The organism is Candidatus Omnitrophota bacterium, assembly GCA_026387175.1.
Lineage (GTDB): Bacteria > Omnitrophota > Gorgyraeia > 2-01-FULL-45-10 > 2-01-FULL-45-10 > CAIMPC01.
In genome coordinates this window covers 1-13,566 of sequence record JAPLME010000012.1, presented here as the reverse complement: position 1 = coordinate 13,566, position 13,566 = coordinate 1, and the positions used below count along the sequence as shown (strand labels likewise).

At 47.2% G+C, this 13,566-nt stretch carries 16 protein-coding genes, 1 other RNA gene and 1 pseudogene; 16 read left to right on the top strand and 2 right to left on the bottom strand.

What is annotated here, in order from left to right; all coding sequences use genetic code 11:
• The first annotated feature begins 2 nt into the window (after window positions 1-2).
• A complete protein-coding gene (gene pheS, locus NTY76_07320; protein MCX5678898.1) occupies window positions 3-1,031 on the top strand; it encodes a phenylalanine--tRNA ligase subunit alpha in 1,029 nt (342 codons plus the stop codon).
• Window positions 1,031-3,070, top strand: coding sequence for a phenylalanine--tRNA ligase subunit beta (gene pheT, locus NTY76_07315; protein ID MCX5678897.1), 2,040 nt, complete (start codon window positions 1,031-1,033; stop codon window positions 3,068-3,070). Before pheS ends, pheT begins: the two co-directional genes overlap by 1 nt.
• Before the next feature lie 2 nt (window positions 3,071-3,072).
• Here the strand turns inward: pheT and ssrS are convergent.
• Window positions 3,073-3,235, bottom strand: a non-coding RNA gene (ssrS, locus tag NTY76_07310) — 6S RNA.
• A gap of 47 nt (window positions 3,236-3,282) precedes the next feature.
• Between ssrS and NTY76_07305 the strand changes: the two genes are divergently transcribed.
• The 14 genes from NTY76_07305 to arsB all read left to right on the top strand — a co-directional run bounded on the left by NTY76_07305 (window position 3,283) and on the right by arsB (window position 12,528).
• Window positions 3,283-4,590: a replication-associated recombination protein A gene (locus NTY76_07305; protein MCX5678896.1), complete on the top strand. Its 1,308-nt coding sequence runs from the start codon at window positions 3,283-3,285 to the stop codon at window positions 4,588-4,590.
• Entirely contained in the window at window positions 4,583-5,575 is a 993-nt protein-coding gene (locus NTY76_07300; GenBank protein MCX5678895.1) for a hypothetical protein, read from the top strand. The genes NTY76_07305 and NTY76_07300 overlap by 8 nt, the downstream gene beginning before the upstream one ends.
• 69 nt (window positions 5,576-5,644) lie before the next feature.
• Window positions 5,645-5,950, top strand: a complete 306-nt coding sequence (locus NTY76_07295; protein MCX5678894.1) for a DUF134 domain-containing protein — start codon at window positions 5,645-5,647, stop codon at window positions 5,948-5,950.
• Entirely contained in the window at window positions 5,947-7,251 is a 1,305-nt protein-coding gene (locus NTY76_07290; protein MCX5678893.1) for a permease, read from the top strand. Before NTY76_07295 ends, NTY76_07290 begins: the two co-directional genes overlap by 4 nt.
• A 15-nt stretch (window positions 7,252-7,266) precedes the next feature.
• Entirely contained in the window at window positions 7,267-8,034 is a 768-nt protein-coding gene (gene arsM / locus NTY76_07285; protein ID MCX5678892.1) for an arsenite methyltransferase, read from the top strand.
• Window positions 8,035-8,040: 6 nt separating this feature from the next.
• Entirely contained in the window at window positions 8,041-8,205 is a 165-nt protein-coding gene (locus tag NTY76_07280; protein MCX5678891.1) for a hypothetical protein, read from the top strand.
• Window position 8,206: 1 nt separating this feature from the next.
• On the top strand, window positions 8,207-8,677 hold the full coding sequence (locus NTY76_07275; GenBank protein MCX5678890.1) for a universal stress protein: 471 nt from the start codon (window positions 8,207-8,209) through the stop codon (window positions 8,675-8,677).
• 16 nt (window positions 8,678-8,693) lie between these two features.
• Window positions 8,694-8,930: a thioredoxin family protein gene (locus NTY76_07270; protein MCX5678889.1), complete on the top strand. Its 237-nt coding sequence runs from the start codon at window positions 8,694-8,696 to the stop codon at window positions 8,928-8,930.
• 12 nt (window positions 8,931-8,942) lie between these two features.
• A complete protein-coding gene (locus tag NTY76_07265; protein MCX5678888.1) occupies window positions 8,943-9,158 on the top strand; it encodes a ferredoxin family protein in 216 nt (71 codons plus the stop codon).
• 1 nt (window position 9,159) lies between these two features.
• Window positions 9,160-9,519 (top strand): heterodisulfide reductase subunit A-like protein, encoded by a 360-nt coding sequence (locus tag NTY76_07260; protein MCX5678887.1) that lies wholly within the window; start codon window positions 9,160-9,162, stop codon window positions 9,517-9,519.
• 15 nt (window positions 9,520-9,534) lie between these two features.
• Complete coding sequence (locus NTY76_07255; protein ID MCX5678886.1) at window positions 9,535-9,960, top strand: nitrophenyl compound nitroreductase subunit ArsF family protein; 426 nt, start codon at window positions 9,535-9,537, stop codon at window positions 9,958-9,960.
• Entirely contained in the window at window positions 9,960-10,649 is a 690-nt protein-coding gene (locus NTY76_07250; protein ID MCX5678885.1) for an aromatic aminobenezylarsenical efflux permease ArsG family transporter, read from the top strand. The genes NTY76_07255 and NTY76_07250 overlap by 1 nt, the downstream gene beginning before the upstream one ends.
• Before the next feature lie 7 nt (window positions 10,650-10,656).
• Window positions 10,657-11,463 (top strand): hypothetical protein, encoded by an 807-nt coding sequence (locus NTY76_07245; protein MCX5678884.1) that lies wholly within the window; start codon window positions 10,657-10,659, stop codon window positions 11,461-11,463.
• 24 nt (window positions 11,464-11,487) lie between these two features.
• Window positions 11,488-12,528, top strand: a complete 1,041-nt coding sequence (gene arsB / locus NTY76_07240; protein MCX5678883.1) for an ACR3 family arsenite efflux transporter — start codon at window positions 11,488-11,490, stop codon at window positions 12,526-12,528.
• A gap of 891 nt (window positions 12,529-13,419) precedes the next feature.
• On the opposite strand, the pseudogene NTY76_07235 reads toward arsB, so the two are convergent.
• Window positions 13,420-13,566: pseudogene (locus tag NTY76_07235) on the bottom strand (triose-phosphate isomerase).

Here is a 13,566-nt window from a genome sequence, read left to right as displayed (position 1 = left end):
CCATGAAAGATCGAATAAGGCTGATCTCAGAAGAGGCGCTGAAAGAAATCGGCGCCTGCCAGGCCGGTAAAGATGCCGTTGAAAGCTTAAGGGTGAAGTACCTTGGGCGAAAAGGCATAATAACGGAGCTCTTTAAGCAGATGGGCTCTGTTTCGGCCGAAGAGAGGCCTGAGGTCGGCAGGCTCATAAATGTTCTGAAAGAAGATGTTACGAGGTCGCTCGACGAGAAGGCTGCGCTTACCTCAGGCGCTGAAGAAGCGGGAGAATCTATAGATGTGACGCTTCCGGGCGCTTCCCGGCGCATCGGCAGCATCCATCCTATAACTAAAACGATAAACGAGATAAACGCCCTCTTCATCTCTCTCGGTTTCAGGGTGGTCGAGGGGCCGGAGATCGAGACTGAACATTATAACTTCGAAACGCTTAATATTCCGCTTGAGCATCCTTCACGGGACGCCTTTGATACATTCTACGTCTCTTTCGAGAAGAAGACGCTTTTAAGGAGCCACACCTCTCCGGTCCAGACGCGTTTCATGGAGAAGAATAAGCCCCCTTTCGCTATAATTGTCCCCGGACGCGTATTCAGGCCCGATGCTACTGACGCGTCCCATTCATTTATGTTCCACCAGGTGGAAGGGCTCGTCGTAGGGGACGATATTAAGTTCTCGGACCTGAAGGGCACCCTGACAACATTTGCGCGCCAGATGTTCGGCCCCGAAGCGCGTATGCGATTCCGCCCGAGCTTCTTCCCGTTCACGGAGCCGAGCGCCGAAGTAGATATCTCATGCATAGTTTGCGGCGGCAAACCGCGCGAAAAGCGCTGCTCCATGTGCGGCGGCAAGGGCTGGCTTGAGATAATGGGGGCCGGGATGGTCAACCCGAAGGTATTCGAAGCGGTAGGATATGATCCGGAGAAGGTCACGGGTTTTGCTTTCGGCATGGGAGTCGAACGGATAGCTATTTTGAAATATGGCGTGACCGATATAAGGTTCTTCTTCGAAAACGATGTCCGGTTCCTGAGGCAATTTTAATGAGAATTTCATATAATTGGCTAAAAGAATATGTGAATGTGAGGCTTCAGCCGGACAGGCTCGCCCAGGCGCTGACGATGGCGGGGTTAAGCGTAGAGTCCGTTAAAGCCCTTGGGAGCGACCATATCTTTGAGCTGGAGATAACCGCGAATAGGCCGGACTGGCTTTCCGTGATAGGCGTGGCGCGCGAAGTAGCGGCTCTAACCGGCGGAAAGCTTAATATCCCGTCTATCCCAAAGGTGAAGGTCAAAGCATCCGGCGGCCGGGGCGCAAAGATAAGGGTTGAAGAGAGGGGCCTATGCCCGCGATATACGGCCAGAATTATAAAAAATGTAAAGGTCGGCGAGTCTCCTCAATGGCTTAAAGTCCGCATCGAGGCGATGGGCCTCAGGAGCGTTAATAATATAGTCGATATTACGAACTTTTGCCTCTTCGAGACCGGCGAGCCGATGCATGCGTTCGATCTCGATAAAATTACAGGTTCCGAGGTTATAATCAGGAAAGCCCTTCAGGGCGAAAAGATAATTTTAATAGACGGAGCGGAGAAGACGCTCGATAAGTCGATGCTGGTGATAGCGGACAGCAAGTCGCCGATAGCCATAGCGGGTGTTATGGGCGCGTTGAATACCGAAGTCACCGGCTCCACGAAAAATATATTGCTTGAGGCGGCATATTTCGATCAGGTATCGGTAAGAAGGACTTCAAGAAAGCTTGCCATCGCGACCGAGTCCAGCTACCGTTTCGAGCGCAGGGTAGATATTGAAAATATAGTCTATTCGTCCAATAGGGCACTCGAGCTTATTATGAAACTTGCCGGCGGCGAAGCTGGAGCGTTTATAGATATAGGCGCCAGGGAGGCGAAGAAGAATATAATAGATATCAGGCCCGGCAGAGTGAACAAGCTCCTCGGGACCGATATATCAGCAGGACTTATTAAGAAGACGGCCCTTGCTTTGGGGATGGACGTTAAATCCTCGTCCGGAAAAAAGCTGAAACTCGAGGCCCCTAATTTCAGGAGCGATCTTAGGACGGAAGTCGACGTTATAGAGGAGATCGCGAGGATCTATGGATATGACAAAATACCTGTGACGCTGCCCAAGATAGTCGAGCAGCCGATGCGGATGGATCAGGATATGGTAGTGCGGAACAGAGTAAGAGAATGCCTGGCCGCTCTCGGTGCCGACGAGATCATGACCTATAGCCTGTTAAACAAGAAGGCCATAATATCCTCCGGCGTCCGGACCGATTCGCTGGTAAGCATTTCCAATCCGCTTACGACCGAACAGGAAGCCATGAGACCGAGCCTCATTCCCGGCATGCTTAACGCTGTCATGTGGAACATCAATAGAAAGACAAAAGATTTAAAATTATTCGAGATCGGCAACGTATATTTTAAAAAAGACGAAAAATTCGGCGAGAAAAAAAATCTCGCGATCGCGATCACCGGGCAAAGTTTTACGGGCTGGGTGGTAAAACCGGTCCAGGCGGACTTTTTCGAACTGAAAGGGATCGTAGAGACGCTCTATTCGGAACTCGGGATAGAGGCGGTGGAGTTTTCAAGAGTGTTAAATAACGGCTTTTCACGGTCGGAATGCGCTCAAATCCACATTGCCGGAGAGGCGGTCGGCGTAATGGGCCTGATCTCTCAGAAGGTGCTTCATGAATTTGATATAAAAGATAAAGTCTATCTGCTCGAGGTCGATCTGGATGCCATATTAAAACATGTGAGAATGGAAAAACGCTTCGCGGAGCTATCAAAATATCCATCCGTCTACAGGGACATATCGATAGTGGTAGCGAGGGAAATATTGAATTCAGAGATTATGTCGGTGATGAAAGCCGCCGGCGCTGTCGTTCTGAAAGATGCCAGGCTAATAGACAGATATGAAGGCAAACAAGTCCCCGAAGGAAAGCAGAGCCTTACATACAGGCTTGAATATTGTGACCCGGCCAAAACTCTCGAAGAAAAAGAGATACTGAACGTTCACGGCAGGATGCTGGGCGAGCTTGAAGCGAAATTTGGCGCGAAACTCAGGTAATAAAAATCCCCGCAATCGGCGTTGAGATATGAATTATCTTGATCCTGTTTATAACAGGTGGGTGCCCTCGCGCATACGCCGAGGCGTACACTTAGTTAGGCTCCCTTATTTAATGCTAAAGGTTCAAGATTATTCGATCGAAATCGCGTCCGATCGCAGGGATTCTTTTGTTCGATTAAAGTATATCACAAAATTCTGTAAAAGCAAACTCAATGGATCTATTCGAAAATACTAAACCTAAAGATAAGAGTCATGAGCCGCTTGCCTCGCGGTTGAGGCCGAGGACGCTCGATGATTTTGTCGGGCAAGAATCGATACTCGGCAAAGGTAAATTGCTCCGCCGCCTTATCGAAACGGACAAGATATCATCGTTGATATTATACGGGCCGCCCGGTTGTGGCAAGACGACGCTTGCGCTTATTATCAGCGAAAAGACCAAATCGCATTTCGAACGCATTAACGCGGCTTCAAATAACGTTGCCGACATGCGCCGGATCATAGACAACGCGAAGAAGAGAGAGGCGCTCGGCCAGGGGCGGACCATCCTTCTGATCGACGAGATACATCGTTTCAATAAGGCTCAGCAGGATGTCCTGATGCCGGATGTCGAAGCGGGCAATCCCGTCCTTATCGGCACCACCACCCACAATCCATTCTTCTATGTTAACAGCGCGCTTCTTTCACGCTCACAGGTATTTGAATTCAAAAAATTACAGGACACTGACGTTATCAATATAATAAAACGTGCGCTCAAGGACACGGGGATGGGTCTCGGCAAGATACCCGTCGAGATGGATGACGATGCGTTCAAGCATCTGGCCAAGACTTCCGAAGGGGACGCCAGGCGCGCGCTTGGGGCTCTGGAGGTTGGCGCGCTCTCCACTCCGGCGGGGAAATCGAAGACGATACATTTCACGCTTAAAGTGGCGGAGGAGTCGATACAGAAAAAGGCGGTCGTTTACGATAAGGATGAAGACGGGCATTATGACACCATCTCCGCGTTCATTAAATCGATGCGCGGCTCCGATCCCGATGCCGTGCTCTACTGGCTCGCGAAGATGATCTATGCAGGTGAGGACCCGAGATTTATCGCCCGCCGCATTGTGATATGCGCGGCGGAGGACGTAGGCAACGCGGATCCGCAGGCGCTTATATTAGCGAACGCGGCGCTGCAGATATCCGAGTTCGTCGGGATGCCCGAAGCGAGGATACCTCTGGCACAAGCCGCGGTATACGTCGCATGCGCGCCAAAGTCCAACGCGGCGTATATGGGCATAGAGACGGCGCTCAAAGATGTCGAAGAGGGCAAGGTGCTCGAAGTACCGGACCACCTGAAAGACGCGTCACTAGATGGAGAGGCGTTCGGCCACGGCAAGGGCTACAAATACGCCCATGACTTTAAGGACCATCACGTGAAACAGGAGTACAAGCCCTCAGATAAGAAATATTATATCCCGACGACGATGGGTTATGAAGCCAAGATCAAGGAGTGGCTGGAAAAGCTGAAGGGAAATGAATAAGAAAGCTATTGCGCTATTGTCGGGAGGGCTGGACAGTATACTGGCGGCGAAGCTCATGGTGGAGCTCAGCGTCGAAGTCATATGCGTCAGCTACTTTATTGAATTTGCCATGTGCGGAGGAGGACCCATCGCCGCGGTGAAGGCGGCCGAGATGCTCGGCATCCCGCTTAAAGTATTCGACGTAACGGACGAGTATCTCGAGATATTCAAGAAACCCGAGCATGGCTATGGTGCGAATATAAATCCGTGCATCGACTGTAAAATATTTATGCTTAAAAAGGCGAAAGAATATATGCCCAGCGTTGGCGCGTCGTTTCTTGTAACAGGCGAGGTCCTGGGCCAGCGGCCGATGTCTCAGAGAAGAGACGCTCTGAATATTATCGAGAAGAACGCCGGGGTCCGCGGTATATTACTCAGGCCGCTCAGCGCCAAGCTTCTTCCGCCGACACTTCCCGAGCAGGAAGGCATCATCGATAGGGAGAGGCTTTTCGATATCCGCGGGCGCAGCAGAAAACCGCAATTCGCGCTGGCGGCAAAATTCGGGATCAAAGAGTATCCGAATCCCTCCGGCGGCTGTCTTCTCACCGATCCCGGATTTACAAAGCGCGTCAGGGATCTTATAGCTCATGAAGGGTTGACTGTGGATGGATTAAGGCTTCTTAAGATAGGCCGGCATTTCCGTCTTGGTGAAGCTACAAAACTCATAATAGGCAGAAACGATAAAGAAAATAACGAGTTGGGCGGCCTTATAAAAAAAGATGACATATGTTTCAGGATGAAAGACCATGAAGGGCCATTCTCGATCCTCAAGGGGCCATCCAGCGAAGAGATGATAAAGCGTTCAGCCGGGATAGTTTCCCAGCACACTAAGTATCGAGACGAAAAGGCCCTTAATGTCCTCTGCTGGCATCAGGGATCAAAAGATATACAAATCCTCACAGTTAAAGCCTCCCCAATTGAAGAGATCGAAAAAATAAGAATATAAAAATTTGTTGACACTAATACGCGATGTGCTATCATAGTAATGAACATACGTTCATAAAGGGGAATTGACTTGAGGCCAAAAAAGACCAGATGGATCAAATGCGCACCGCAGGAAAGATGTTTTAAGCCGTTATGCAAGCCGTTGAGTAAATTAAGAAATGTTTATTTGACGCTTGACGAGTTTGAGGCAATACGCCTCTCATCTCTCGAAGGAATGCATCAGATAGACGCTGCAAAAAGGCTTAAGATATCGAGGCCGACATTTTCAAGAATAGAGGCATCCGCACATAAAAAGATTGCTGATGCTTTAGTCAATATTAAAGCCATCAGAATCGAGGGCGGATGCTGCAAAGTAATAAAGGGGAGAACAGGGTGAAGGACATAAAAAAGCTTTACTGGATTGCCGGCATATTCATTATTATGTATTTCTTGCCTCTGGGTAATACCAGGGTATCTAATGCTATCTTTGAAGCATTTAAGCTTCTCCAGTGGTATATCATTAACCATACATTGGCTTGTGTTGTGCCGGCCATGTTCATTGCGGGCGCGATATCGACGTTCCTGTCACAGGCCTCCGTAATGCGGTATCTGGGGCCCGATGCGAATCGTCCGCTGGCTTATACGGTAGCGTCTGTTTCTGGAGTTGTTCTCGCCGTTTGTTCGTGCAGCGTACTTCCTATGTTTGCCGGTATCTATACTATGGGTGCGGGGCTCGGGCCCGCGAGCGCCTTCCTATATTCAGGCCCGGCCATAAACATCATGGCGATATTTCTTTCAGCGCGTGTTCTAGGGTTTGATATCGGGCTTGCCCGAGCGATAGGCGCAATCGGCTTTGCCTTTATTATAGGCCTTTCCATGGCATTTATATTCAGGAAGTCGGAACACGTTCGTAACAAAGCGGCTATTGCTATGCCGAGCGCGCCGAAACCCGCAAGATCGCTCTGGAAGACCGGACTATACTTTCTCTGCATGATAATGTTCCTCGTCTTCAGCGACTGGTACAATACAAACGAAGTTACGATCACGCTGAAGAATGGCGCTGTGATGAAATCAAGTGTTCAGTATTCTACGCAGGACTTTATCGAGGTTAAGCCTTATGCGCCGGATGGAAAGATGGCCGTCGATAGCATACGCATCAACCGGTCAGATATCGCACAAACGAAAGCCGAGGATAATTTCGTTATGAGGGTCAATGCCATAAAGTGGTATCTGGCGGCGCTTATGCTGCTGGCCATACTTATTATGCTCAAGAAATGGTTTACTCGCGCAGAGATCAAGGAGTGGATGACAGCGACATGGGATTTTGGAATGATGATCATTCCGCTCCTCTTCGGAGGTGTCTTCGTAACGGGATTCATCGGCGGCATCCTTCCGGAGAAGGGCGTTGCGACTTTTGTGGGGGGCAATGGATTCTTATCGAACCTTGCCGCATCCACTATAGGCGCGCTATGGTACTTTGCGACGCTGACCGAAATACCGATTACGCAAATGTTAATGCGCCTGGGAATGGGTAAGGGCCCGGCGCTTGCGCTGCTTCTGGCGGGCCCGGCATTGTCGCTACCGAGTATTTTGGTTATAAACAAAATTATCGGGTGGCGCAAGACTTTCGTTTTTTGCGCGCTCACAATCGGATTTTCAACCATAGTTGGATATATTTTCGGGCTGATGATACATTAAGATATAGGAGAAAACATGAAAAGAAAAGCTGAAGAGATCAAGAAGATTGTCAAGGATGGTTACGCGAAAGCATTGTCACGAAGCATATCTTGTTGCCCTGCGAGTTCTTGTTGCTGCGGAACAGACCAAGCAAAAGAGATCAGTAGAAAGGTCGGTTATAGTGATTCTGAAATGAGTGCTGTTCCGGAAGGGGCGAATCTGGGTTTTGGCTGCGGTAACCCAGTCGCCATAGCGACCTTAAAAGAAGGCGAAACGGTACTTGATTTAGGCGCCGGCGCCGGGTTTGACGCATTCCTGGCAGCGGCCAAAGTCGGTAAAAGCGGAAAAGTAATAGGCATAGATATGACGCCCGAAATGGTTGAGCGCGCCAAAGAAAATGCCCGAAAAGGTAATTATGTAAATGTGGAATTTAGATTAGGCGATATAGAGAACCTGCCGGTAGAAGACAACTTCGTAGACGTAGTCATATCAAATTGTGTTATTAATCTTTCGCCTGATAAAGAAAAAATATTTAAGGAAGCATTCCGTGTCTTGAAGCGCGGCGGAAGGCTCATAGTATCGGATCTTGTGCTCGTGAAAGACCTGCCATCTGGAATCAAGGGATCGATTGAAGCATATGTCGGTTGTATCGCAGGCGCTGTAAAGAAAGAGGACTACCTTAAGCATATAAAAGAAGCGGGTTTTCAGGATATAAAAGTTATGAGCCAGGATGATTATCTGGTCGAAGCCGGAATCGATATTTCGGCCATAACAAGCGTCAAAATATATGCGCGCAAACCATAAGGTCGTATGAAGGAAAAGAAACTCATCAGTCTCGGCGAGAAAGATCTGCTTAGGGTTGAGCAGATTGTGGTTGACCGGGATGAAGCGGCAGCGCTGACTTTTGTCGAAGAAGTAATAAAGAAAGAAATCGATAGAGATAACGCCTCAAAGATGAGGCGGGAAAGGGGATAATATGAGATTTAAGAAGATATTGGTTCCGATAGACTTCTCGCATTTTTCCAAGAAGGCCTTAGAGGCGGCTATAGAGCTTGCGCAATGTTGCAAAGGAAAGATATATCTTTTACATATTGAAGAAGATATGTTTCACATGAAGCAACTCCATAAAAACCATCCGTCCCTTGAGAAATACTGTGACCGGTTTCATAAGGAGTTTGTAACTGAAAAAAAGGAACATTTGGAGAGATTTAAATCATATATCCCAAAAAAAATATTTGCCGGGGCAATTATTAAGGAAGGGCATCCTTTTGTGGAGATTGTGAAGTTTGCGAAAGATAAGAGCATGGATTTGATCGTAATCTCCAGCCATGGCAGGAGCGAATTGAGACACATGTTTTTAGGCTCCACCGCTGACAAGGTTTCCCGGAAAGCCGAATGCGCCGTCCTGATCGTGAAGCATAAGAAGTGCAGATTTTTACCGTTATAAGCGAGGGAGATAATATATGAAGATAGAGATATTGGGCATGGGTTGCCCGAAATGTAAAAAATTATATGAGAACGCGCAGGCCGCGGTGAAAGAATCGGGCGTTAATGCGGAGATAGTCAAAGTCGAGGACATACAGAAAATCATGGATTACGGCCTTATGTCAACGCCTGCGATTGTTATAAATGGGGAAGTTAAAACCGCGGGCAGGGTCCCCGCGCCGGATGAGATAAAGAAATGGCTTTCTACAAAGTAAGAGAGCGTTAATATGGCAAAAAACTGGTATCCGATAATTGCTTATGAAAAATGCACCGGATGCATGCAGTGTTATAATTTCTGCCCTCACGGGGTATTCGAAATAGGCCCGGATGGAAAACCGAAAGTAGCGCATCCTGAAAACTGCGTCGAATTGTGCAAGGGATGCGGCAAAATATGCGATCAGAAAACGATAACTTTTTTCGGCGATAAAAAAGGAGGCAAATAGAATGGCTAAAAAAGGCTTAATTCTTTGTGTCTGTCAGGGCACCTGCCCGTCATTTAAAAAAATGGATACCATAGAAGTTTTAAACGCTGTCCGCAGGGAAAAACTCGTGGACTTTGTTTCTTTACACCCCCAGCTCTGTGCGGATGACGGGGACCAATATCTTAAGATTTTACTGGATAACAAGGATATAGATAAGCTATATGTCGCGGCTTGCGATCCATTGATGCAGCAGAAGATGTTCCGCGATGCATTTGAGGCGGTTGGCTTTGATAAGGCCAAGCATATCGCCTTTGATATAAGGAATAAGACCACCGAAGAAGCGGTAGCGGCCATAAAGGAAGTGATAAAAAATAATCCATAACCAAGAGGAGATTGGATGCGTAAAATTTTCACATTATTGCTTGTTTTAGCGATTTTTCTTTGCAGTAATTCCGCCTTCCCGCAAGGTTCCGGCAACGAGCCGGCTAATCGTGTTATTGCCTATTATTTTCACACGAATTTTCGCTGCGCCAATTGTTACAACATGGAAAAGTGGACAAAAGAAGCCCTCGACGAATATTTTAAAGATGACGAGAAGAATGGCACGCTGAATCTTCAGGTGGTAAATCTGGATGTTAAAGGTAATGAGCATTTCGCGGCCGAGTATCAGCTATTCACCAAGTCCGTCGTGCTGTCGTTAATCAAGGACGGAAAAGAGGCAAAGTCCGCAAATCTTACGAAGGTATGGGATTATCTGGGGGACGGCAAAAAATTCAAAGCTTATATTAAAGACGAAGTCTCAAAATATTTAAAGGAATTATAATGCCCGATATCCTTACAGGATATATTACCGCGCTGTGGCTGGGCATACTTACCTCCATCAGTCCCTGTCCGCTAGCCACCAATATAGCGGCCATATCATTTTTAGCTAAAAAGGTAACCCATCCGTTTTTTGTTTTACTATCCGGTATCGCTTATACCGTGGGGAGGATGGTCACTTACGCGATACTTGGATTTATTCTTATAAACTCTATTCTAAGCATTCCTCAAGTAGCGCAATTCCTGCAGAAGTATATGGTAAAAGCGTTGGGGCCTATCCTGATCGTCACGGGATTAATTTTATTAGACGTGATCAAGATAAATTTTCCGGGATTATCGCTTTCCCAGAAACATCATAATAAGCTTGTCGAAGCCGGTGTTCCCGGGGCATTCCTATTGGGAGCGATATTTGCTCTGGCCTTTTGCCCCGTGTCGGCGGCGCTTTTCTTCGGCAGCCTAATACCGCTTGCGCTTCAATCTAAATTCGGGGCAGCCCTGCCATTCATTTACGGGATAGGAACGGGTCTGCCGGTGCTAGCGCTTGCTATCGCGATTGCCGCAGGCGTTACCTCATTGAGCCGTTGGTTCCATGGCCTGACGAGGTTAGAATATTACATGCGAATAATCACTGGCGCGATATTCATTTTAGTGGGAATATATTATACCGGCATTTATATATTAAAGCTTTTCTGAGGTTTGCTTGGAAATAGAAAAAGACAAAGATTACGAGATTATAATTTTTCCTAATCAGGGTGAAGGTCTAAAGGCGCAGAGAATCTTGGTTGGCAGATCCATAGATTTTAAGCATATTTCTACCTTGGCGGTTGTGGTGCCTGAACTCGAGCGCCAGAAAATCTGCCGGACGCTTATCGACGAAGGGGCCTCTATAAGCGGTTATTATAATTTCCTACACCGGGACTACGAAGAAGATTTTTTTAAAAAGGCGCGGAACTATAAAGCGCCGGATACAGATGGTGAATTTTTAAAGAGCATCACCCTGTGTTATGTCTCGCCATGTATGGCCGATGAGAAAAAGATACGGCTAATTGCGTATTTTGATAGAGATATATCAGGGCTTTTACCTTATATTAACGCGGTAATGAAAGGGGCCTCATACAATAAAAATGCTTCTACGCTGACCTATGCCAAAGAACGCCGTCTTATCAACCTATATAACATTAAAGTAACCATTGCCAAGGCGGATGACATTATCAATGCATGGATGGTGTTGGATGAGGTTAAGAGGCTCATCAATGATATACATAGCCGTAGGGATAGTATAAAACCGAACTACGAAGAGAAGATTAAGGTAACCGCTCTTCAGATTTACGGCTGGCTTCCCAAAACAAATTGTAGGGTTTGTAGTGAGGCAACTTGTCTTGCATTTGCAGTCAAATTGCTCCTGGGAGAGCAGAGGCTAAGCAACTGTAAGCTTTTATTTACTGACACAAAATTTGCTGAAAACAAAAATATCATGCAAGAAATGATAGCAGCACTGGGTGTTTAATCATATTGAATGGGGAGGATTGCAATGCCGGAAAGAGACATAAAGAAATTATCGCTATCGGACAGGTTTCTTACCCCGCTTATATTTCTGGCGATGGCCGCCGGCGTCGTTTCCGGATTTCTCTACCCGCAGGTAGTAAATTTTTGGAATAGGTTTCAGGTGGGCACTACCAATATTCCCATCGCGATAGGCCTTATATTGATGATGTATCCGCCGCTGGCAAAGGTCAAATATGAAGAGATGGGGAGAGTCTTTAAGAATGCCAAGATCCTTATTCTCTCACTCGTTCAAAACTGGATCATCGGCCCAATCCTTATGTTCATACTGGCGGTGGTATTCCTGAGAGCCTACCCGGAATATATGGTGGGGCTAATCATGATAGGACTTGCCCGCTGTATCGCGATGGTGATCGTCTGGAATGAACTCGCCGGGGGCGATACAGAATATTGCGCGGGGCTCGTCGCTTTTAACTCCTTATTCCAGGTGGTGTTATATTCGGCGTATGCCTGGCTGTTTATTACAGTGCTCCCGCCATATTTCGGGTTAAAGGGCGTCGCGGTAAACGTCAGCATTGCCCAGATCGCGAAGAGCGTCTTTATCTATCTGGGTATTCCGTTTATTGCGGGGATGTTAACCCGGCTGGTCCTTATAAAATTAAAGAGTAAAGAATGGTACGAAGGTAAATTTATTCCGAAAATAAGCCCGATAACCTTAGCGGCTCTCTTATTCACCATAGTGGTAATGTTCTCTCTTAAGGGCGAGTATATAATAAAGATTCCGCTCGATGTGATCAGGATAGCCCTCCCGCTCCTCATCTATTTTGTGCTGATGTTTCTGGTGTCTTTTTATATGGGCAGGAGATTTAAGGCCGGTTATGCCAAGACCGCTACACTGGCATTCACCGCTGCGAGCAACAACTTCGAGCTGGCGATAGCGGTATCAGTCGCGGTCTTTGGTATCAATTCAGGCCCGGCATTTGCCGCGGTGATCGGCCCTCTGGTGGAGGTGCCGGTATTGATCAGCCTGGTGAACGCGGCGCGCTATTTCAAAAATAAATATTTTTAATTACGCCGATATCAACGATGCCGCGACCTTATTATAATCAGGCAGATCATACTGCTCGATAGGCCTGTATGCCAGACATCCTCTAATAAGGTATCTGACATCATCATTAACGATAATGGCCTTTATGTAATCATCTACCGTAACTCCTTCCGGCAAAGTAAAATGAGATTTCAGATAGAACCTTAATAGGCTGTAAATAGAAGAGTCCGCGGATGTGTTCTTATCGATATGCCGTAAAAGCAGCATCATCGCATAAGTATCGACCTGGAATTTTTTCCTGTAAGCAGGGTCAGCGTCAGGGGCATGTTGAGCTTTTACAAGATCTGCGGTATTAACTCCCATAAATCTTATTCCGGCATCTGTTAACCTTTTAAGCTCCTCGTCCGGCAAATCATTCGGAATAAGAGCTATTGTTTTAGCCCCTCTATTGCCGGCTTTTCCCAATATATTATTAACAAGCTGCTTATGAGATGTGCCGCTTATTTTATCAAGGTCAAACCTGTCCCCATACATTAGCCTATGTTTTTCTAACTCTCCTGAGGCGAAGAACTCTGAGGTAACGAGCAGGTTATACCGTTCGCTGGGCGGCGCAACTTCCACGCCGGCTATCTTGGCGAGTGAATCCATTGCAGCGATTTCCTTTATAATAGCATCAACTGCAACATCAGGTGCTGCTTTTACGGCCGAAGAGTTTTGAGGTTTGACCATCTCTTTCGCCTGAGCAAGCAATACAGAAGGCAGTGCCATAACAACATTGACCTGCTTGAGGTCGAGGCTGGAGAGCTTTGCGTTAAACTCTTCCAGCGAATCTCTCTGCTTTTGAGCTGTTGCCTTCCAATTGGCCGCTACGATAGGAGTCCTGCCTTCTTTAGGGCCTGACTTATTAACAGTCTGGCTTATACTGGCAAAACTTTCTATTCTAAGGCTCGCTCCGCCTATCAGGAAACCATCGATGTCAGGCTGACTGAAGAGTCCCTCAGCGCTTTCCGGTGTAACCGATCCGCCATACATGATCCTCATCTTCTTTGCAAACTCTTC